This is a genomic window from Parasphingorhabdus sp., assembly GCF_039939955.1.
GTDB lineage: Bacteria > Pseudomonadota > Alphaproteobacteria > Sphingomonadales > Sphingomonadaceae > Parasphingorhabdus.
The window spans coordinates 196,859-217,155 of the sequence record NZ_JBDVHS010000005.1; the positions used below are offsets into that span (position 1 = coordinate 196,859).

Sequence of the window (20,297 nt, forward strand, 5' to 3'; positions counted from 1 at the left end):
ACGGATTTGGTTTAGTGGCAATTATTCCGCCGGTTCCAGATCCACCTGTTTGGCCCGCACCCGGATCGGGATGCTGCTCATCAACGGAATGCCGGTGCGCTTGTCAAAATCGCGATCATTGTAGGACAGCCGTCCGGTATTGCCACCGGCGCCCAGCGGATCTTCTTTCTCATCGGGATTGGTGCCCCAGCTGTGCGGCATGGATACGCAACCCGTGCGCACGGTTTTGTCGGCTTTGGCGACGCAGCTGATGAAGGCCCGCGCCGATTCCACTTCGACCGGCTGGTCTTCGGATAGGCCGAGCGTTTCCATATCGGCGGGGTTCATGAAGGCCGGATGATGCGGCACGCGTTTGCGCTGGACCGGGTCTTCGTGCCAATTGCTGTTGTGGATTGCGGTCATCCGTCGTCCAATCATCCGGAAGGGGAATGCATCGGCTTCGATAGGCTGGCCGAGCCGATCCGCATATTCGCTGAGTTCGTCCAGCATCGCGCTATTGCCGACCGATAGCTTGCCTTCCCAATCGGCTGGCTTGGGCTGCACCAGCAATGCTTGCGCATCGACGACCTTGCCCTTTTGCGCCTCTTCGTCTTCATAAAGTTGGGCAATATCTGCGGTACAGCCCTTGAGCGACGCACTCCAGGCGCTGATCGGGTCTGGCGTTTCGCCTGGTGGAATTGATGTGGCGGTGTCCTCACGCTCGTCCGGATGAGCGAGCAAGGCCCAGGACTTGACCTTGATGGTCTTGTCCATTTCGGTCGCAAGGGCATGGATGAACTGATATTCTTCGCACAGATCCGAGCCCTCGGGCGATTCCATGATCGGCGGGCTCGCCTGCGCATAATTATTTTCAAAACCCCACCCCGCGCCAAATCCACCATAGATTTCCGGTGCAGCTGTGTTGCCATGCACTTCATAATGCAGCTTGGGCGCGATGACATAGTCGGCCAGTTCGGCGGTTTTCGACATGCGCGGATCAATGCAGACTAGCAGATCGAGCGCTTTCATCGCCTCGAAAGTCTTGAGCTGATCGGGCCAGGCGAGCATCGGATTACCGCCGAGACAGATCAGGGCCTTCACCTGCTTGTCGCCGGGGGTCAGTATCTCGTCGGGCAAGGCGGCGGTTGGCATGCCGGATATGCTCTGTTCCAGATCGCGGCTGTGCAATTTGCGCCCGAAACCCCATGCCGGTATCGGGCCCGGCGTGGCGGCAATGGGCGGAGCCGGCTTGGTGAATACACCGGTCCGGCGATTGAGATCGCCTTCGCGCAACCAGTGGCCCATGATCGATGTGAGCGCCAGATTGAGATATTCGGTGATATTGCCGCCGCCTGACATATTTGGACCAGTGCCGCCGCTGATGCTGGCTTTTTTCCAGCTGCCATACATGCGCGCCGCGCGGACAATATCATCCGCCGCTACGCCGGCTTGTTCGGCGGCCGGTCCGGCATCAAAGGGTTGCACGGCCTTTTTGAGCGCTGCGAGACCTTCGATGTCGCTCGCGACAAAATCCTTGTCGTACAGCCCCTCGTTGATCACAATTTTTGCAATGGCGCCTAACAGAATCGGGTCTTGGCCGGGACGGCATTGCAGATGGATATCGGCTTGTTTTGCGCTGTCGGTCACGCGCGGGTCGATCACGATCAACTGCATTCCGCGCTTCTTCGCATCGTGCAGTTTTTTGGCCGGATTCATACCGAGGCCGCCGTTCATCGATACAATGGGATTGGTGCCTACGAGCATCAGTCCGTCCCAGTCGCCAACGCGTGGTGCACCCGCCAACCAAGGCCCAATCAGGGCGCGGGCAATGCCTTTGCCCGGCTGGTCAATGGTGACGCTGTCATAGACGGATGTCGAACCGATCGATTCCATCAGGGCCAGCAAGAACGCATGGGCGTTGACGTTATTATAGCCGAAGGTACCGACATAGGAGGCCACGCTGTCAGGACCATGTTCCTCGACGATCCGTTCCAGCCGTCTGGCAATATCACCAGCGGCATCCCGCCAGTGCACCGCTTGTTTCTGGCCGTTTTTCATGTCTTTGTAGCTGGTCAGCAGCCGTGTATCGAAGCTATGATAATTGGCTAGCTGCCGTCCTTTGATGCAGCTGTAACCTTCAAATTCCGGATTGTCTTTGTCGCCGTGGGTTTTGACGGGAACACCATTTTCGAAATCGACAATCAATCCGCAATGGGCGTGACACGCCCGGCACATGACATGTTTCTGCCCGCTAAAGGTTTCGGTGACCATATTTCTCTCCACTGGCTTTATTTAGCAGGCCCCGACCATTGCTTTTTGCAATTTAATCGTTCAATTAACCGGCTATCGATTCAAGCAATATCGTAGGCAATGGGGCTGTGCCACTGGCCCTATTGATAAGAAATTGGGAGCAAGATCATGGCCGACAAACCGAGTGCAGCCGAACTGAAGGACTATGCTGAACAGGCAGACGCCTGGTTCAAGGAGAATACCGTTCGCGATCCGGGTTTCATGCTGCCCCTGACTTTCATGGAAGTGTCCACCGACCAGCAATTTGATTTCCTCCGCGATTGGCAGCGCAAAGTTTATGAAGCCGGTTATTTGGGCGCCAGCTGGCCAAAGGAATATGGCGGCGGCGGTTTGCACAGTGAGTATCAGCGCGCGGCGACCCGGGCGATGAAGAAATATGATGCGCCGATCATGCTCAACGCCATTGGCAATGGCTGGGCCGGACCCTTGATCCTTGATCTTGGTTCCGAAGAGCAGAAACAGAAATATATCAAAGGCATGCTCAATGCCGAAGATATCTGGTGTCAGGGCTTCTCTGAACCGGACAACGGCTCCGATCTTGGCAACGCGCAGTTGAGAGCCGTGAAAGATGGTGATGAATATGTCCTCAATGGCTCGAAAATCTGGACCTCGCTGGGTGATCGCGCGAAATATATGATCTTGCTGGCGCGGACCGATTTTGAAGCCGAGAATAAATATAAAGGCCTCAGCTTCTTCCTCAATCCGATGCAGGTGGATGGGATCAGCACCAGTCGGATCAAGAAACTGACCGGCGAATATGGCTTTGTGCAGACCTTCTTCAGCGACGCGCGTATTTCCGCTGACTGCCTGTTCGGCGGTGAGGGCAATGGCTGGTCGATGGCGATGAAGACGCTGGAATATGAACGCGGCGCCAAGGTTAAACCGGTAGGCGGTTTCTTCGTCAAGGAACTGGACGTGATGGAAATTGTCGAGCTAGCGAAAAACTCGGTCCGTAACGGCAAGCCTTTGCTCGACGATCCGGTGATGCGCGACAAGATGACGCAATATATGATCGACATTCAGGCGCTGAATTTGAACAACACCCGTCGCCGGATGCCGCAGCTGATGCAGGACAAGCCGATGGGTCTGCCGTTGATGAACAAGCTGGCACGTACAGAGTTGATCCGCGAGCTGACCGAATTTTCGCTTGGTTTTCAAGGCACCAAGGCTGGCTATTATGTCGGTGACGAAAATGCGATCGATGACGGCTACTGGCATCGCAGCTATTTGAACAGTTTCTCGGCAACCATTGGCGGCGGGACTTCAGAAATTCAGCGCAACATTGTCGCAGAGCACGCGCTCGGCCTCCCCAAAACACGCTGATCGGAAAGTAATATCATGGATAATTTAGGCACAATCGGGACAACCGAAGAGCAGATTGAACTGATGGACGTGGCGACCAATTTTTGTCGCGATAAAAGCCCGGTCGAAAAGGTGCGGTCGCTGATCGATGATGATCTGGGCTATGATCCCGACATCTGGCGCGAGATCGGCGAGTTGGGCTGGCTGGCGATTGCTATACCCGAGGCGCATGACGGGGTTGGCCTGTCGATGGCGGAAGTCGTTCCGATCGCCGAGCAAATGGGGCGCAACTTGATGAGCAATCCCTTCGGATCGACCACGCTGGCGGCGCAGGCTTTGCTGGCAGGCGGCAGCGAAGCACAGCAGGCCGCATGGCTACCGAAAATTGCAGCAGGTGCTGCGGCAACACTGGCCCTGCGCGAAGATAATGGCGATTGGGACTTGTCCAACATTGACGCGTCTGGCGTCGAAAGTGGCGGCACGGTTACCTTGTCCGGCAAGAAACAGCTGGTGCTCTGGGCCGATAGCGCGGAGCTGATCATTGCTTCGGTGAAAATTGACGGCGCGGTGCGCTTTGCCCTGATCGAGCGATCGGCCCTGCCGGAAGGTGCGCTGCGCCGCGAAACGGTGATTGACGAAACCGCGCGCAGCTATGAAGTGACACTGGATGGTGTGACTTTGTCAGCCGATGCTCTGTTCGACGCAGGCCGGACCCGGGAGACGCTGGAGAAGATCGAGCTGGCTGCGGGCCTGCTTCACGCAGCAGAAATGACCGGCGGCGCGCAATCGGTGATCGACTATACGCTCGAATATCTCAAAACCCGCAAGCAGTTTGGCAAGATTATCGGCAGCTATCAGGCGCTGAAACACCCGACGGTGAACAATTATGTCGAATATGAAAAAGCGCGCACGCATCTTTACAGTGCCGCCAATAGCTGGGGCGAGCAAGGTCGTGGCGAAGTCGCTGTACGGATGGCCGCGGCGCAATCGCATAGCAGCTATTCGACATCGGCAGACCGGGCCATTCAATTTCATGGCGGTTTTGGCTTCACCCATGATTGTGATGCCCAATTGCATCGGCGCAAAGCGATTTTGTCAGGTGCCTTGATCGGTGATGCGGCCTACCAACGCTCGAAATTGGCCAACTTGCTGTTCGATTAAAAATCAGGAGAAATAATAATGTCTGAAGTACTCACCGATATTCAAGACGGTTTCATCATCGTCACGATCAACCGGCCCGACGCGAAAAATGCGATGACCAAGGCAGCAGCCGAAGGCATTCGCGCGGCGATGGAACAGCTCGACAATGACAATAGCCTCAACGCGGGCATCATCACCGGCGCCGGTGGAACATTCTGCTCAGGCATGGATCTCAAGGGCTTTTTGCGCGGTGAAACGCCGTCGGTGAAAGGCTATGGCTTTGGCGGCATTACCGAAAAAGGTCCGGAAAAACCGATTATTGCAGCGGTCGAAGGCTATGCCTTGGCTGGCGGCCTGGAACTGGCGTTGGCCTGTGATCTGTGTGTTGCCAATGTGAACGCGAAATTTGGCATTCCCGAAGTGAAACGCAGTCTGGTCGCAGCGGCCGGTGGTGTGATCAAGCTGCAGCAACTGGTCGGCAAGCGGATCGCGATGGAAATGGCTCTGACCGGCGATTTCTTCTCTGCGCAACGCGCTTATGACGTTGGTTTCGTCAACCGTCTGACCGAAGGCGCTGCGATTGATGAAGCGATAGAGCTGGCAACAACAGTGGCAGCCAATGGACCACTGGCGCTGAAAGCGACCAAGAAGATCATCAACGAAAGCTATGACTGGACCAGCGAAGAAGCCTGGAAGAAACAGGCCGAAATCACGATGCCAGTCTTCACGTCGAAAGATGCGCAAGAAGGTTCTTTGGCCTTTGCGCAAAAACGTAAGCCCGACTGGAAGGGTGAATAAGCCCTACTTATGGCAAGCACAGACATTGTAGATCAGTGGGCAGCGTCGCAAGACCTGCCCGCATGGTTCGTGGACGCGATGGCCGTCCCGCGTGAAGAAAATTTTGTCGAAATAGAGGGCTGCAAGGTCCATTATTTCCGGTGGGGAAAGCGCGGCAAGCCGCCGTTGCTGATGACTCACGGCTTTCTGGCCCACGCGCGCTGCTTTGCCTTTATCGCACCGTTTTTGGCCGAAGAATATGACATTATTGCTTATGATCTCGCGGGCATGGGCGAGAGCGAGATGGTCCCCGAGACCAATGGCGACACGCGCGCTACGGGTATGGTTGCCGTAGCCGAGGCGCTTGATCTGTTTTCCGGACCGGTCAAACCGAAGATCATTGCCCATAGCTTTGGTTCCGGCGTCGCGCTCACCGCGATGGAACTGGCGGGTGAGCGCTTTGGCGGTCTGATCATCTGTGACCTGATGATCATGCGGCCGGAAAAACTAATGGCCCATTTCAAAGGGTCCAATGGACCGCCCGGATCCGGCCGGTCTGACAAGCCGAACAATATCTATCCTGATTATGAAACCGCGCGCGGGCGCTTTGTCCTGTCACCGCCACAGGACGCGCAAGCGCCGTTCCTGCTCGAATATATGGCCTATCATTCTTTGAAGCCTGTCGAAGGCGGCTGGTCGTGGAAATTTGACCCGATGGTCTTCCATCGTAGCGTCGACGATCAAGCGAAATGGTTGAAAGCGCCGCAGCGTATCGTCGATTTGCCGCATCGGCTGGGGATTATCTATGGTGCGAAGAGCAAGCTGTTTGACGACGACAGCGCGGCCTATCTCCGCGAACTTGGCGGTAGCCATATTCCGATGGTCGCTATACCGGAGGCTGAACATCATCTGATGCTTGATCAGCCACTGGCGTTGGTAACCGCATTGCGGTCCATGTTAGCCGTTTGGGCAGAATGACCATCGGTTAGCTGATTGTCAGATGAACCAAACGCAGTTTTGCGACAATCTAATACAAAGAACCGCGAATCTGACAAAAGTCTGCGACAGGCTTTCCTTATTTCTACCTGTGACGCCGCAGTTGGCGCCGGATAGAAAAAGGATTTGAACATGAAAAAGTTTCTGATGGCTTTGGCAGTCACGACCATGGCAGTGTCCCCGCTTGTTACGGCGCAGGCCCATGCCGCCCCGCAGAATAGCGTCGCAAAATCCAAATATAAGAAGGTCCAAAAAACCACGCAGCGGACGGTGAAGAAAAACACCGCGAACACGCGAAGCAAGCGCACTGTGACCAAGACCGTCACCAGACAGAGAGCGGCTCCCTTACGCTATAGCAAAACCCGCTATGCGATGAACCAGAACCAGAGGAATTGGACCAAGGGACAGCGGTTTGACCGGCGCTATGCGACCAATTACCGGGTGATCAACAACCCCCGTGCTTACCGGCTGTCGAATGCGCCGCGCGGCTATCAATGGGTCCGGTCCGGCAATGACGCAGTGCTGATCGCTGTCACCAGCGGCCTGATCGGAGCGGTGATCGGCAACGCGATTGCCCGCTAGGATCAACCGGCAAGAGTGGAAACGAGAGCCCCCGGAAGCGATTCCGGGGGCTTTGGTGTCAGGCGTTTTTGATCGTCAGCCCGCCATCGACCGGAATCACGGCTCCGGTCAGAAAGCTTGCTGACGGCAGCACGCAAGAGAGCGTCATATGCGCAACCTCTTCGGGGATGGCATAGCGGCGCAGCGGCACACGGCGTTTCGCGTAGATGGTTTTATGTTCCTCGGGGATCGCATCGGTAATCCCGGTGCGGATCGGTCCCGGACAGATGCAATTCACGGTGATGCCATCGCGCCCAAGATCAACCGCAAGCCCGCGTGTTAAACCAATCACGCCGTGTTTCGCAGCGACATAGGGGCTGTTGCCCGGCGAGCCGCCCAGCCCCTCGGTCGAGGCGACATTTACGATCCGTGGATGATCGGCCTTGCGTAGATGCGGCAAGGCAGCGCGGATCATCCTCTGGTGCCCCGATAGCATGACGTCCAGCGTCGGTCCCCAGCTGTTTTCGTAGCTTTCTTCTGCAATGTCGGCAGGGATTGCAAAGCCCGCATTGTTGACAAGAATGTCGATGCCGCCAGAGCTTCGGGCAATTTCCCCGACAACCGCCTTGATCACATCGGGGTTGCTGACATCCAGTGCCCAGCCATTGGCGCTGCCGTCATAGCCTGCCGCAGTGATTTCCTGCACGACAGCGTCACATTTTGCCTGATCGAGATCGGTGACCGCGACATGCGCGCCTTCCGAGGCGAAGAGATGCGCGGTCGCCCGCCCCATACCGCTGGCCGCGCCGGTTACGATCGCGACCTTGCCGGCAATGGAGCGGCTGAGCGGTTGATAGGGTTCCATCGTTATGCGGCCTGAAAACCCTTGAGCCGTTGATTGATGATCTCATCCGCTTCGGCCATGATCCGGTCGATCAGTTCCTGACAGGTTGGAATATCGTTGATCAAGCCGGCGACCATGCCACAGCTCCATGCACCAACGTCCATATCGCCTTCGAGCATGATCTTTGGATAGACGCCCGCGACCTGTTCGATCACATCGGTAAATTGCAGGTCCGCGCCTTTTTCCTTTTCGATTTCGAGCAGCCGTTCAACCGCAGGGTTGTTGAGCACCCGCTCGGTGTTGCGCAGCGGGCGCATGACAAGGCGGGTGTCGCGTTCGCTGGCGGCGACGATTGCGTCTTTCACATTCTGGTGCACCGGTGCTTCTTTGGTAGCGATGAAGCGCGTGCCCATGTTCATGCCTTCTGCGCCCATGGCGAGAGAAGCAACAAGGCTGCGGCCATCAGCCTGACCACCGGAGGAGACAAAGGGAATGTCCAGTTCGTCGGCGGCACGCGGCAACAGAATCATGTTTGGAATATCATCTTCGCCAGGGTGGCCACCGCATTCGAAACCGTCGACGGATACCGCGTCACAGCCAATGCTCTGCGCTTTCAGTGCGTGACGGACGGCGGTACATTTGTGGATCACTTTGATGCCCGCATCGTGCAGGGCAGGGAGCACCTGAACGGGGTTGTTACCAGCGGTTTCCACGGCCTTCACGCCGCCATCGATAATCGCTTTGACCATGCCTTCATAATCAGGCGAGTTGACGACCGGTAAAAAGGTCAGGTTCACGCCAAACGGCTTGTCGGTCAGGTCCCGGCATTTGGCGATTTCATCGGCCAGCGCGGCAGCAGAAGGCTGGGTCAGGGCGGTGATGATGCCCAGGCCACCCGCGTTGGATACGGCTGCGGCGAGTTCAGCAAATCCCACATAATGCATGCCGCCTTGAATGATCGGATGTTCGATGCCGAAAAGTTCAGTGATGCGTGTTTTCATGGAATTTGCTCCTGCTATTGGAAGGATTGGAAGCATGTTTGCTCCGTCCGGGAATCAACTTAATTGCGCAATTAACTAGCAATCCACTCGCCGGTTGTCACGCCTTTCCAGATTTGATCGGGTGACGTTAGGGCAAGCTCTGCGCCCAGCAATTTGGACCAGTGATGTTCATTGCCCAGCGCGTCGCGCCATGCCCAGAGTCTGCGGGTATAATGGTGCAGGTCATATTCCTGCGTATAGCCCATGGCCCCGTGGACCTGATGGAAAGGCACGGTGACGGTCTCTATGCCATGGCTGATCTGGACCTTGGCAATGGCGGCTTCATGCCAGGCTTTTTCCGGATCACCGGCGTTGCGGGTGATGCTGCTGGCTGCCTGTGTGGCGGCCATGGTTGCGGCGGCGCATTCGGACGCGGCAACCGCCAACTGGTGTTGGATCGCTTGAAATTTGGACAAGGGCCGGCCGAATTGTTCGCGCTGCGAGACATATTCGATCGAGATATTCAGTGCCATTTCCATGGCCGCTGCCATTTGCACAGCGCGGACCGTCAGGATGAGCGCTTCTATCGCCCGGCGGGACAGATTGGTCTTGGCCGATTGCTCCGCGACATGGCCGGAGAATATGAATTGCGTCATGCCATCAGGAGACAAGGCCTCTTCGGGCGACCGGGTGGCGGCGCGATTGTCGAATAGAGATATTTCCTGATGCGCTTCGTCGAACAGGACAATCTTGTCGGCATGCATGCCAAAGGGAATGTCGGCGCTAGGCGTATGTCCGCTGAGGGCAAAGCTGGCGCTTCCGTCGGCGGGAGCGAGGCCCGCTTGATCGAGCATCCAGTTGGCGATCAATGTCTCGGCGAAGGGTACCGGAGAGGCGGCCTGTGCCGAAGCCCAGATGGCGCCAAAGACTTCGTCATAGTCGGCCCCAAAGCCGCCATTGGATTCACGGACCCAGGCGAGTGGCAGGCCATTTTCTGCGAGAGCATCCCAGAGTGCTTGCGGATATTCACCGGCCTCGGCTTTATGCGGCACTTCGCGGTCACACAGGTCTGTGTAGATTTTTGTCGCGGTTTCAGCGACCATAGCTTCGGTGTTGATCATCAGCGTAATCCCAATTGCCGTGCAGTGATGCCGCGCATCACCTCGGTTGTTCCGCCGCGCAAAGTGTTGGGCGGAGAGCGTAACACGCCGATATTCATGATCCGCCGCATATCGGGGCTCCATTCTTCCGTGGGCAGGTCGTTCAGCAGAGCGCGGACCTCCATGGTTAGATCATTTTCAAGCCGGTTGCCGAGATCCTTGACCAGCGCTGCTTCGGTTTCCGGTGACACGCCCTGACTAAGCAGATTGGCAATGCCCCAGGACATGCCTTTCAACGTGCGCAGACTGGCGATCATCTTGCCGAGGCGACCATGGCTATCCGAACCCATTTTGCCGGTCAGTTGCCATAGCGCGGTTTCCAGCGTGATATAGCTGGACAGGAAGCGTTCCGGACCGGAGCGTTCCATCGCCAGTTCGCCGGTGACCTGTTTCCAGCCGCCGCCTTCGTCGCCGAGCAGGCAGTCGTCGGGGACAATTACGTCTTCAAAATAGACTTCGTTGAAATGCGCATCGCCGGACAGATCAACAATCGGTTTTATCGTAACGCCGGGCAGGCTGAGGTCGATCATGATCTGCGAGAGGCCGACATGGCGGTTGCGGCCATCGGCTGGCGAGGTGCGTAGCAAGGCCACCATATAATGCGAGATATGCGCGCCGGAGGACCAGATTTTCTGGCCGTTGATTTTCCAGCCTTCGGGGACTTTCTCGGCTTTGGTTTTGACATTGGCAAGATCCGAACCGGCGCCCGGTTCACTCAGGCCAATGGCGAAATAGCAATCCCCTGCGGCAATACGGGGCAGGATATCGAGTTTTTGCTCCTCGGTGCCGTGCGCCAGCAGCATGGGCGCGTGCTGGCGATCGGCAATCCAGTGAGCGCCGACGGGTGCGCCAGCGCGCAAAGTTTCCTCGGTCACAATATAGCGTTCCAGCGCGCTCTTGTCGTGGCCGCCATATTGGCTGGACCAGGTCAGGCCAATCCAGCCGCGCTTGCCCATTTTTTGGGAAAATTCAGGGTCTGCCGAGGCCATCCAACATTCCGGTTCCGGCCGGAAATTACCCGCCTCGCGTTCTTCTTTCATGAACAGCTGCAGATCGGCGCGCAATTCTTCTAGGGCCGGTTCGGGCTGGACGACGGGGAAATTAAAGCGCTGCATGCCTATTGCCTCTCAAGGTGTGACGATATCAAATTGCGGATCAACCTCGTCGAGGGATCCAAATAGAGCTGCCATCAAGGCTGAATTTCCGCCGATGACCATTTCTCGCTTCTGTATCAATTCCAGTGGATTGGCCTGACGCATTAGCAATTTGGTGAACAGGGTGCGGCTGATCGTGATCTGTGAATCTGATCCTTCCGCAGTGATTGCATAATCCTCCTTGCGAGGGAACATCACGCTTTTGCCCAGATCAACGCTGACGGCCTCTTTCCGGTCCGGGAACCAGAAGCGGATGATGCCGCCATCGCCTTGCATTTTGGTTGGATTAAAGCGCGTGGCCAATGCGTCAAACAGGTCCACTGCCGGAATGCCGCTCAGTACTTTTTCATTGGCGGTGGAAATGCTGTCTTTGACATTATTGCCTTCGCGCAATTCCTTAGCGCCAACCAGATAGATATTGCGCCAGGTTCCGGCTTCGGTTTGAAACGCGAGCTGTTCGTAGGTCGAAGCCAGCCAATTTTTGGCCGCTTCATTGGCCGGATCGGCGAAGACCAGATGGTTGAATAGCGTCGCGGCCCACCGATAGTCGCCCTCTGCAAAGGCTTGCTCGCCTATCGCCAGTGTCTTGTCGGCTCCGCCCATGGCAGCCACATATTTTTGCGAAGCTTCGGCCGGCGGCAGTTGGTGGTAGTTGGCGGGCACTGCGTCCCACCAGCCGAAATAGCGTTGATAGACCGCCTTGCTATTGTGGTTGAGCGTTCCGTAATAATCGCGCACGCCAAAGTCGGTTTGCGCGAAATCCGGTTCGCCAATATTCTCTGCAATCTCGAGCATGGTTGCACCCTGATTGGCCTGACGCATGGTCTGGTCATGGACATAGCGATAGATGCCGCGCTGGTTTTTGAGCGCTCTGCGGACATTGTCGCTACCCCAGGTCGGCCAGTGATGGGAGGCCAGCATGAGATCTGATTTGGCACCATATCGGGCGAGCATATCATCAATCACCTTGCTCCATTTTAGCGTATCACGCACTAGCGCGCCGCGCGGGGTCAGCACATTATGAAAGGTGCGGGTCACCACTTCCGCGGTGTGCAGCGCTTTGAACTGGGGCAGGTAGAAGACCAGCTCGGCTGGCGCTTCGGTCTCGCCGGCATCCATGAAGTCGAAGCTGATGCCATCGACAGTCACAGTCTCGCCGTCTTTGCTGATCGACCGGGTTGACGGGACCAGCGCAACATCGCCGCTGGATAATTTCTGGCCCAGACCGCCACCGACATGGCCGGTCTTGCCAACCGGTAGGGCGGTGCCGAACTGGAACTGCACGCGCCGGTTCATGGCGGTGCCAGCGATTACGCTTTCACCGATTGATTCCGCTAGCCAGCCATGGGGCGCGATAATCTGTATCTTGCCAGATTGAATGTCTGCTGCCGATGCGACACCGGCGACACCGCCGAAATGGTCGCCATGGCTATGACTGAAAATAACGGCCACAACCGGGCGCTCACCCAGCGTTTCATTGGCAAGCGCGAGGCCAGCTTTGGCCGGTGCTGGTGTGGTTAGCGGATCGATGACGATCCAGCCGGTATCGCCGGCGATCAATGTCATCTGCGCCAAATCATAGCCGCGGAACTGATAGATGCCGGGCACGACCTCGAACAGCCCGTGAATGCTGTTCAGCTTGCCTTGCCGCCAGAGCGAGGGATTGACCGTGTCAGGAGCTTCGCCCTTTACAAAGTCGAACTCGCTGGGGTCCCATGCGACTGAACCATCGTCGTTGAGGATCGGCTTTTCGATCTTGGCCAGAAAGCCGCGATTGGCATTTTCGAAATCGGTCTGATCGTCGATCGGCAGGCGGGCCGCCACTTCGGCATTGGCCGCTTTGGTGGCCTCTGTTGCGACACCGACCGGCGGTTCTGCTTGTGCGGCCGTTGCGGTGACCAGAGCCAATATGGAAAGGGCGGCCTTCACCATATCACGCGCCCTTGAATACGGGTTTGCGCTTTTCGAGTATCGCGTCAATCGCTTCTTGATGGTCGTCCAGCTGTTGCAAGACGCCCTGAAACAAGGCGGCCTGATCGAGATTTTCTTTCAGGGTTACGCTCTGCGCGGTGCGGACCAGTTCCTTGGTCTTGCGGATCGCGAGCGGTGGCAGGCCGACGACCATTTCGGCCAGTTCATAGGCCCGTTGGAGCAGCGTGTCGTTCGACACCACTTCCGACACCAGACCATAGTCCAGCGCCTTGGCGGCATCGATAAACTCTCCGGTAAACAGCATCTGGTTAGCGCGTGCTTGTCCGATGATCCGCGGTAGCAGCCATGCGCCACCGTCGCCGGGAATGATCCCGACGCGCAGGAAGCTTTCAGCAAAAATAGCATCCTCGCCCGCAATGCGGATATCGCACATGGTGGTCAGATCATTGCCCGCACCAATGGCATGGCCGTTAACGGCTGCGATGACCGGCACGGAAATTTGCGAGAAAGCGAGCGGGATGCGCTGGATGCCGGTCTTATACCAATTTTCGATTTCCAGCGGCGTCATATTCTGTTCGGCGGTCATCGCCTTGATCTCGTGGAGGTTGCCGCCGGAGGAAAAACTCTTGCCATTGGCGGCCAGCACAACGCAGCTCACACTGGCATCAGCATCGGCCTTGTTGATCGCATTGACCAAGGCTTCGCATAGATCTGTAGATAGCGCGTTGCGCGTTTCCGGCTTGTTCAGCGTGATTGTCACGATGCGGTCATTTTTCTCGTAGAGAACGACGTCACCCATCAGAAATTCCTTTGCCCTATGTTTATATTTATTGCTGCGTCATTGCAGGGGATGTTTGATTCCGCAAGACTCGCCCCGATCAAATCGCTAAATGCGTTTTGATGGTCCGGCGGAACAATCTCTTGTCTAACCGTGATACCGCGGGTTTCACCCTAGTGGAATTGATGGTCGTGTTGCTGATCATCGGTTTGATGGCATCGGTAGTCGTCTTTTCCATTCCAGGCGGCAGCGGCGCATTGGAGGAAGATGCGCAGCGCTTTGCTGCACGCACGGCGGCGCTGCGCGACAATGCCATCCTGCAATCGCGGCCGATGGCGGTACAGGTTACGCCGTCCGGCTATAGCTTTCTGGAACGCCGCAAAGGCAGCTGGTCGGTGATCGAGGATAAGCCGTTCGTGTCGACCAACTGGTCTGCCGGTACCAGCGCGGACATCGGCAAGAGTGGAACGATGTTGATCAGTTTTGAAAGCACCGGCCTGCCGAGTGATCAGGCGGAACTTGTCTTGCAAGGAGAAACGCAACGCCGCAGCATTGTGATTGCTCCGATGGGCGATGTGAAACTGGCGGGAGCGCCGTGATGATCAGATTTGGGACTAAATTGGGCACCAATTCGGATGCCAATTCAGAAGAACGCGGCTTTACTCTGATTGAAATGCTGGTGGCGCTGTCGGTGTTCAGCCTCGCGGCCCTCGCTTTGATCCGGTTGCAGGCTTTCACCACCCATAATGCCGCTGAACTGGAACTGCGGGTTGTCGCGCAATCGGTTGTGCGCAATCGGGCGGTTGAAATTCTGACCGATCCGCGTCCGCCGACGCTCGGTGAACAGGGCGGCATGGTCGAAAATGGCGGCTGGCAATGGCAATGGGCGCAGACGGCGACGTTGACCGAGGACCAAAGCTTCATTCAAGTCGATATTACGGCGCGAGAAGAGGGGAGCGGTGCACCGGCTTCGCTGACGATCTTGCGGCCATCGGGACTGCTATTGGATGCGCCGTCGGTTGGGGCATCTGCGAACTAGAAACTCTCTAGAAAAATCTTACGTTTCGCCTTTGTTTCGACTGTAACACGGGTTAGAAGCGTGAAGAAATTAGGCTGACGGACAGAAAAATGAACGAATTCGAAGATGCGATAGAAGATTTTGATATGGATGACCTGCCCGAAGGCGAAGAGTCCATGCTCGAATGGTGGGATTTTGATAAATCCGAGGAGATGGTTGAAGCTGTCGTCGGCGATATTCAATTCATCATCGAGAGCGCTCTCGATGCGCGCGGCGATGCGCTGCTGGCTTTGCCCGCCAGTGACGAAGCCATGCCGTTCCTGGAGGCCTTGGCGGAAAGGCAGATCAAGTGGAAATATGTCACGATCATTCCGACGGATGATTATCTGGTGCCGCTCGATGACCCGCGCAGCCATGTGAAAAAACTGGCGACCCTGTTTCTGACTCGTGGCGCCCGGGTGCTGCCGCTGGCGCCGGATCATGACGATTATCATATGGCCGGCTCCGCTGCCGATGCGCGGCTGCGCGACACGAAATGGCCACCTGACTTGGTTCTGCTGGGCATGGGTCCCGGTGGCAGCACTGCCGGGATCATGGAAAGCGCCGATATGGAAGAAGCGCTGGACGGGCCTCCGGAAAAACTCGCGGTTGGTTTGTTGCCCGATGATGGTGACACGCCGCTGGTGACGATCACCAAGGCTGCCATCTGTGAAGCCCGCACGGTTGCGGTTCTGCTCAAGGGTGCCGCCAGCCAATCTATGCTGGAAATGGAAATCGAGCAGGGTGCTACCAGCATGGCCCCAATTGGCCGGGTATTTGCCGATTTGACGGTGCCGGTGGATATTTACGTAGAGAATTAGGAGCCCTTGCGGCCTTCTATCGCCAAAAATTCGTGACTATCCATTGATTTAACCGAGCGATTAAACCATGATGCTTCCAAAGCGAATCGCTAAATTAGGGCGATCGACTATTTGGAGAGCGTCTACTCATGCATCCGTCTGTTCATGCCCGGGAGACCCCCGACAAACCAGCTATCATCATGGCTGGTTCCGGAGAAACCATCACCTATGGTGAGTTGGACCAGCGCTCTAACCAGATCGCCCAACTCTATCGATCTCGCGGCGTACAAATTGGCGATACGGTCGCAATTTGTATGGAAAACCACCCGCAGTTTTTCCCGCTGACATGGGGCGCACAGCGCTCCGGTCTGATTCAGGTCGCGATCTCCAATCGTCTGACCGCCGACGAAATCAGCTATATTCTGAAAGATTCCGGCGCGAAAATGCTGATCGGATCCCAGCAAATGCTGCCGATTCTTGATCAACTGCGGAGCTTGAATCCGGACGTTGCGCAGCTTGCTTTCGGGGCTGAGGATGAACGGAGCATTGAATCGATCTTGGATTCTATGCCGGACACGCCGATCGCTGATGAACGGGCGGGCATTGATATGCTTTACTCGTCGGGCACCACCGGGCGTCCGAAGGGCATTCGAATTCCTCTCCCGGAAGTGGAAGATATCGCCGGTCCCAACAGCGTGGCCGCACTGGCGCAGATGATTTTCGGTTTTCACAAAGATTGCGTCTATCTTTCGCCCGCGCCGCTCTATCACGCCGCGCCTTTGCGTTGGAACATCGCGGTCCAGTCGCTTGGCGGTACCAGTGTCATCATGGAGAAATTTGATCCCGAACGGGCGCTGCAGCTGATCGAGAAATATAAGTGCGATGTTGGCCAATGGGTGCCGACCCATTTCGTGCGGATGTTGAAATTGCCGGAGGAAACACGCGTCAAATATGACGTATCCTCGATCAAAAGCGCGGTGCACGCTGCTGCCCCGGTTCCGGTTCCGATCAAGGAAGCGATGATCAAATGGTGGGGGCCGGTGCTGAACGAATATTATGCAGGGACGGAAGGCAATGGCTTTGTCTTCTGCAACAGTGAAAATTGGCTGACCCATCAGGGAACTGTCGGACAGCCGGTTAATTGTCAGGTCCATATCTGCGATGAAGTGGGTGAAGAAGTACCCATTGGCGAAGAAGGGCAGATTTTCTTCGAGAGCGGTTCAAAATTTGAATATCACAATGATCCGGAGAAAACCAAAGCCGCTACCCATGCCAAGGGATGGACCTCGCTAGGCGATGTCGGGAAGCTGGATGAAGATGGCTTTCTCTATCTGACCGACCGCAAGAGTTTCATGATCATTTCGGGCGGTGTGAATATCTACCCGCAGGAAATCGAGAATCTCCTCGTCTCCCACGACAAGGTAGCGGATGCCGCCGTTATCGGTGCGCCGGATGACGACATGGGCGAAAAGGTCGTAGCAGTGGTGCAGCCGATGGATATGGCTGCTGCGGGTGATGAACTGGCGCAAGAGCTGGAGGTCTATCTGCGGCAGTCGCTCTCCGGCGTCAAAATTCCGCGCCAGTTTGATTTCCGGGCGGAGCTGCCACGTCATGCGACCGGCAAGCTCTACAAACGGCTATTGCGTGATGAATATTGGAGCAAAACGGGCAGCAGGATCGTTTAATGGCAACACAGGCAGAACCTATTTTAACCGGTCAGGAGGCGCTCGCCATTGTTGACCCCGGCAATTATGTCGACTGGGATGGGCTGCTGGATCAATTTGACAAAATCCGTCGCGAAACGCCTGTGGTGCGCGTGGTCAACGATGAAATCCACGACCCCTTCTGGCTGGTCACCAGCTATGATGATGTCATGCGGATCAGCAAGGATAACAAGCTGTTTCTCAATAGCCCGCGCAGCGTGACGTTCAGCGACAAGGCTGGCGGCGCCTTTGTGAAATCAATCACCGGTGGCGATCCCAATCTCGTCAATTCTCTGGTTGCTCTTGATGCACCGACGCATCCGAAATATCGTCGGCTGACCCAAAATTGGTTCATGCCCAAGAATATTGGCAAGATGGAAGCCGAGATCAAAGCATTGGCCAAAACAACGGTCGACCGGTTGGTTGATGCCGGCAATGAAGCTGATTTTGTGCCTTTGGTGTCCGCGCCCTATCCGCTCCATGTGGTGATGCAGATATTGGGTGTGCCGGAAGCCGATGAGCAACGCATGCTGTTCCTGACACAGCAGATGTTCGGTGGGCAGGACGAGGATCTCAATAAGTCCGGCATGGCGAATATGACGCCGGAACAGGTCATGCAGCTCGTGGTGGGCGCTGTTGCCGACTTTGAGGCTTATTTTGTTAAGCTAACCGAAGAAAAGCGCGCCAATCCGACTGAGGATGTGGCGAGCGTGATCGCCAATGCGAAAGTCGACGGCGCGCATCTTAGTGACCGCGATATGGCGGGCTATTATATCATCCTCGCTGCCGCTGGCCATGACACGACCTCTGCTTCCACGGCAGGCGCTATGCTGGCACTGGCGCAGGACCCCGAACAATTTGCGCGGTTGAAGGCTGACCGCGATTTGCTTCCCGGTATTGTCGAAGAGGCGATCCGCTGGACCACGCCGGTACAGCATTTCATGCGCACGGCTGCGGAAGACACAGAGATTGGCGGACAGAAAATCGCCAAGGATGACTGGTTGATGATCAGCTATATTGCTGCCAATCATGACGAGACCATCTTCCCTGATCCGCGCAAATTTGATGCGACACGTTCTCCCAACCGCCATTTGGCTTTTGGTGCAGGCTCGCATCAATGTCTCGGCCTGCACATGGCGCGCATGGAGATGAAGATATTATTCAACGAGTTACTGGACCGGATCGAGACGCTGGAACTGGCCGGAGAGCCCAAGCGTGCGAAATCGACTTTTGTCGGTGGGCTGAAAACCCTGCCGATACGCTACAGTCTATCAAAATGAATGGCCGCGAAGCCTTGTAATGCAGTATAAGCGACTCAAATAGAATAGAACGGCAGACATAAAAGGAGAGCAACATGGTTACCCAATATAAGAATTTGATCAACGGCGAGATGGTCAGCACCTCGCAAATGCTTGATGTCGTCAATCCGGCCAATGAAGAAGTGATTGGTCAGGTTCCGGCTTGCGGTGAAGACGAGCTGAATCAAGCGGTTGTTGCGGCTCGTGCTGCCTTCAAGACCTGGTCGAAAACGCCGATTGATGAACGCCGTAAAGTGGTTCAGGCGATTGCCGGTGTGATCAATGACAATAATGACGAGCTGTTCCGTTTGCTGACCGCAGAGCAAGGCAAGCCCCATGCACAAGCCCAAGGCGAAATCATGGGCGCAGCCTATATGGCTGGTTCGCAAGCGACGCTGGAAATCAAAGAAGAGATTAACGAAGATAGCGACGAACGGCTGAGCCGTACCCGCCGTGTGCCGGTTGGTGTCGTCGGCGGCATTGTGCCGTGGAATTTCCCGGTCATGATGGCGGTGCAGAAAATTGCTCCTGCCTTGTTGTCCGGTTGCACGATGGTGCTCAAACCATCACCATTCACACCACTGACCACTTTGCGCCTTGCAGAGCTGATCAAAGATGTGGCTCCGGCAGGCGTGGTGAATATCATTACTGGCGAAGATGATCTCGGTCCGTTGATCACCGCACATCCGGATATCGACAAGATCACCTTCACGGGTTCGACCGCGACCGGCAAGAAGATCATGGAAGGCGCTTCCAAAGATCTCAAACGGATCACGCTGGAATTGGGCGGCAATGACGCCTCGATTGTTCTACCCGATGCCGATGTCGAAAAGGTTGCCGAGCAGCTGTTCTGGTCGAGCTTCACCAACGCCGGACAAATCTGTGTTGCGGCAAAACGTATCTATATCCACGAGGATATTTATGATGACCTTAGCGCAGCGATTGCGGAATTTGCCAAGAATGTGAAGGTTGGAGATGGCTCGCAACAGGGTACGGCTGTTGGCCCGATCCAGAACAAGAAGCAATATGATCGCGTTTTGGAACTGATCCAGGATGCCAAGGATAATGACTATAAGTTCCTTGTCGGTGGTGATCAGCAGGATGACAATATTCCGGGCTATTATGTGCCGATCACGATTCTCGACAATCCGCCTGAAGATGCGCGGATTGTGGCGGAAGAGCAATTTGGTCCGGTCATGCCGCTGATGAAATTCAGCTCCACGGACGAAGCCATCGCCCGCGCCAATGATAGCGAATATGGTCTTGCCGGTGCTGTATGGACCGCGAATCCTGATGAAGGGGTTCGGGTTGCAGAACAGCTTGAAACCGGCACCGTATGGGTCAATGAATTCCTGCACCTGTCGCCATTCGCGCCTTTCGGCGGGCATAAACAGTCAGGCTTTGGCGCTGAATATGGCACGGAAGGCCTGCTTGAATTCACCTATCCTCAGGTGATCACGGTCAAAAAAGACAATGTGCCTGCTTAATCCGGACGGCATATGATTTGAAAAAGCCGGTTATCACTA

18 protein-coding genes are annotated in these 20,297 nt (G+C 56.0%); 11 read left to right on the forward strand and 7 right to left on the reverse strand.

All coding sequences use genetic code 11. The features are described 5' to 3' along the window. Positions 1-21: 21 nt before the first annotated feature. Positions 22-2,250: a molybdopterin-dependent oxidoreductase gene (locus ABJG22_RS06220; protein ID WP_348019386.1), complete on the reverse strand. Its 2,229-nt coding sequence runs from the start codon at positions 2,248-2,250 to the stop codon at positions 22-24. A 147-nt stretch (positions 2,251-2,397) separates the two neighbouring features. Here ABJG22_RS06220 and ABJG22_RS06225 point away from each other — a divergent pair, with 147 nt between their 5' ends. The 5 genes from ABJG22_RS06225 (at position 2,398) to ABJG22_RS06245 (ending at position 7,086) form a co-directional block, all read left to right on the forward strand. Further along, on the forward strand, positions 2,398-3,612 hold the full coding sequence (locus ABJG22_RS06225) for an acyl-CoA dehydrogenase family protein (RefSeq protein WP_348019387.1): 1,215 nt from the start codon (positions 2,398-2,400) through the stop codon (positions 3,610-3,612). A gap of 15 nt (positions 3,613-3,627) precedes the next feature. Beyond that, positions 3,628-4,752 carry an acyl-CoA dehydrogenase family protein gene (locus ABJG22_RS06230; protein WP_348019388.1) on the forward strand — a complete coding sequence of 375 codons (1,125 nt, stop codon included), beginning with the start codon at positions 3,628-3,630 and terminating at the stop codon, positions 4,750-4,752. An 18-nt stretch (positions 4,753-4,770) separates the two neighbouring features. Next, a complete protein-coding gene (locus tag ABJG22_RS06235) occupies positions 4,771-5,529 on the forward strand; it encodes a crotonase/enoyl-CoA hydratase family protein (RefSeq protein WP_348019389.1) in 759 nt (252 codons plus the stop codon). Positions 5,530-5,538: 9 nt separating this feature from the next. Next, entirely contained in the window at positions 5,539-6,486 is a 948-nt protein-coding gene (locus ABJG22_RS06240) for an alpha/beta hydrolase (protein WP_348019390.1), read from the forward strand. A gap of 150 nt (positions 6,487-6,636) precedes the next feature. Next, positions 6,637-7,086 (forward strand): RcnB family protein, encoded by a 450-nt coding sequence (locus ABJG22_RS06245; RefSeq protein ID WP_348019391.1) that lies wholly within the window; start codon positions 6,637-6,639, stop codon positions 7,084-7,086. Positions 7,087-7,144: 58 nt separating this feature from the next. Here ABJG22_RS06245 and ABJG22_RS06250 read toward each other — a convergent pair whose 3' ends face one another. From ABJG22_RS06250 to ABJG22_RS06275, 6 genes are all read right to left on the reverse strand, one after another. After that, a complete protein-coding gene (locus ABJG22_RS06250; RefSeq protein ID WP_348019392.1) occupies positions 7,145-7,930 on the reverse strand; it encodes an SDR family NAD(P)-dependent oxidoreductase in 786 nt (261 codons plus the stop codon). A gap of 2 nt (positions 7,931-7,932) precedes the next feature. Continuing rightward, on the reverse strand, positions 7,933-8,910 hold the full coding sequence (locus tag ABJG22_RS06255; RefSeq protein ID WP_348019393.1) for a nitronate monooxygenase family protein: 978 nt from the start codon (positions 8,908-8,910) through the stop codon (positions 7,933-7,935). A 71-nt stretch (positions 8,911-8,981) separates the two neighbouring features. After that, positions 8,982-10,010 (reverse strand): acyl-CoA dehydrogenase, encoded by a 1,029-nt coding sequence (locus tag ABJG22_RS06260; RefSeq protein WP_348019394.1) that lies wholly within the window; start codon positions 10,008-10,010, stop codon positions 8,982-8,984. After that, positions 10,010-11,164, reverse strand: coding sequence for an acyl-CoA dehydrogenase family protein (locus tag ABJG22_RS06265; RefSeq protein ID WP_348019395.1), 1,155 nt, complete (start codon positions 11,162-11,164; stop codon positions 10,010-10,012). The genes ABJG22_RS06260 and ABJG22_RS06265 overlap by 1 nt, the downstream gene beginning before the upstream one ends. 12 nt (positions 11,165-11,176) lie before the next feature. Continuing rightward, on the reverse strand, positions 11,177-13,135 hold the full coding sequence (locus ABJG22_RS06270; RefSeq protein ID WP_348019396.1) for an alkyl sulfatase dimerization domain-containing protein: 1,959 nt from the start codon (positions 13,133-13,135) through the stop codon (positions 11,177-11,179). Between the two features lies 1 nt (position 13,136). Beyond that, positions 13,137-13,934 (reverse strand): enoyl-CoA hydratase-related protein, encoded by a 798-nt coding sequence (locus ABJG22_RS06275; RefSeq protein WP_348019397.1) that lies wholly within the window; start codon positions 13,932-13,934, stop codon positions 13,137-13,139. 122 nt (positions 13,935-14,056) lie between these two features. On the opposite strand from ABJG22_RS06275, the gene gspH reads away from it, so the two are divergent. From gspH to ABJG22_RS06305, 6 genes are all read left to right on the forward strand, one after another. Further along, positions 14,057-14,512 carry a type II secretion system minor pseudopilin GspH gene (gene gspH, locus ABJG22_RS06280; protein WP_348019398.1) on the forward strand — a complete coding sequence of 152 codons (456 nt, stop codon included), beginning with the start codon at positions 14,057-14,059 and terminating at the stop codon, positions 14,510-14,512. After that, complete coding sequence (gene gspI, locus ABJG22_RS06285; protein WP_348019399.1) at positions 14,512-14,952, forward strand: type II secretion system minor pseudopilin GspI; 441 nt, start codon at positions 14,512-14,514, stop codon at positions 14,950-14,952. Before gspH ends, gspI begins: the two co-directional genes overlap by 1 nt. A gap of 89 nt (positions 14,953-15,041) precedes the next feature. After that, positions 15,042-15,791 carry a 6-phosphogluconolactonase gene (locus tag ABJG22_RS06290; protein WP_348019400.1) on the forward strand — a complete coding sequence of 250 codons (750 nt, stop codon included), beginning with the start codon at positions 15,042-15,044 and terminating at the stop codon, positions 15,789-15,791. Positions 15,792-15,919: 128 nt separating this feature from the next. Continuing rightward, positions 15,920-17,455, forward strand: coding sequence for an acyl-CoA synthetase (locus ABJG22_RS06295; RefSeq protein WP_348019401.1), 1,536 nt, complete (start codon positions 15,920-15,922; stop codon positions 17,453-17,455). After that, on the forward strand, positions 17,455-18,753 hold the full coding sequence (locus ABJG22_RS06300; protein WP_348019402.1) for a cytochrome P450: 1,299 nt from the start codon (positions 17,455-17,457) through the stop codon (positions 18,751-18,753). The genes ABJG22_RS06295 and ABJG22_RS06300 overlap by 1 nt, the downstream gene beginning before the upstream one ends. Before the next feature lie 74 nt (positions 18,754-18,827). Continuing rightward, positions 18,828-20,258, forward strand: coding sequence for an aldehyde dehydrogenase family protein (locus ABJG22_RS06305; protein ID WP_348019403.1), 1,431 nt, complete (start codon positions 18,828-18,830; stop codon positions 20,256-20,258). The last annotated feature ends 39 nt before the right edge of the window (positions 20,259-20,297 follow it).

Bases quoted from the DNA above. Each gene is read 5' to 3' on its own strand.
- ABJG22_RS06255 (WP_348019393.1), bottom strand. From the start codon at position 8,910: ATGAAAACACGCATCACTGAACTTTTCGGCATCGAACATCCGATCATT.
- ABJG22_RS06265 (WP_348019395.1), bottom strand. From the start codon at position 11,164: ATGCAGCGCTTTAATTTCCCCGTCGTCCAGCCCGAACCGGCCCTAGAA.
- ABJG22_RS06230 (WP_348019388.1), top strand. From the start codon at position 3,628: ATGGATAATTTAGGCACAATCGGGACAACCGAAGAGCAGATTGAACTG.
- gspI (WP_348019399.1), top strand. From the start codon at position 14,512: ATGATCAGATTTGGGACTAAATTGGGCACCAATTCGGATGCCAATTCA.
- ABJG22_RS06290 (WP_348019400.1), top strand. From the start codon at position 15,042: ATGAACGAATTCGAAGATGCGATAGAAGATTTTGATATGGATGACCTG.
- ABJG22_RS06305 (WP_348019403.1), top strand. From the start codon at position 18,828: ATGGTTACCCAATATAAGAATTTGATCAACGGCGAGATGGTCAGCACC.
- ABJG22_RS06245 (WP_348019391.1), top strand. From the start codon at position 6,637: ATGAAAAAGTTTCTGATGGCTTTGGCAGTCACGACCATGGCAGTGTCC.
- ABJG22_RS06225 (WP_348019387.1), top strand. From the start codon at position 2,398: ATGGCCGACAAACCGAGTGCAGCCGAACTGAAGGACTATGCTGAACAG.
- ABJG22_RS06270 (WP_348019396.1), bottom strand. From the start codon at position 13,135: ATGGTGAAGGCCGCCCTTTCCATATTGGCTCTGGTCACCGCAACGGCC.
- ABJG22_RS06235 (WP_348019389.1), top strand. From the start codon at position 4,771: ATGTCTGAAGTACTCACCGATATTCAAGACGGTTTCATCATCGTCACG.
- ABJG22_RS06250 (WP_348019392.1), bottom strand. From the start codon at position 7,930: ATGGAACCCTATCAACCGCTCAGCCGCTCCATTGCCGGCAAGGTCGCG.
- ABJG22_RS06240 (WP_348019390.1), top strand. From the start codon at position 5,539: ATGGCAAGCACAGACATTGTAGATCAGTGGGCAGCGTCGCAAGACCTG.
- ABJG22_RS06300 (WP_348019402.1), top strand. From the start codon at position 17,455: ATGGCAACACAGGCAGAACCTATTTTAACCGGTCAGGAGGCGCTCGCC.
- ABJG22_RS06220 (WP_348019386.1), bottom strand. From the start codon at position 2,250: ATGGTCACCGAAACCTTTAGCGGGCAGAAACATGTCATGTGCCGGGCG.
- ABJG22_RS06275 (WP_348019397.1), bottom strand. From the start codon at position 13,934: ATGGGTGACGTCGTTCTCTACGAGAAAAATGACCGCATCGTGACAATC.
- ABJG22_RS06295 (WP_348019401.1), top strand. From the start codon at position 15,920: ATGCATCCGTCTGTTCATGCCCGGGAGACCCCCGACAAACCAGCTATC.
- ABJG22_RS06260 (WP_348019394.1), bottom strand. From the start codon at position 10,010: ATGATCAACACCGAAGCTATGGTCGCTGAAACCGCGACAAAAATCTAC.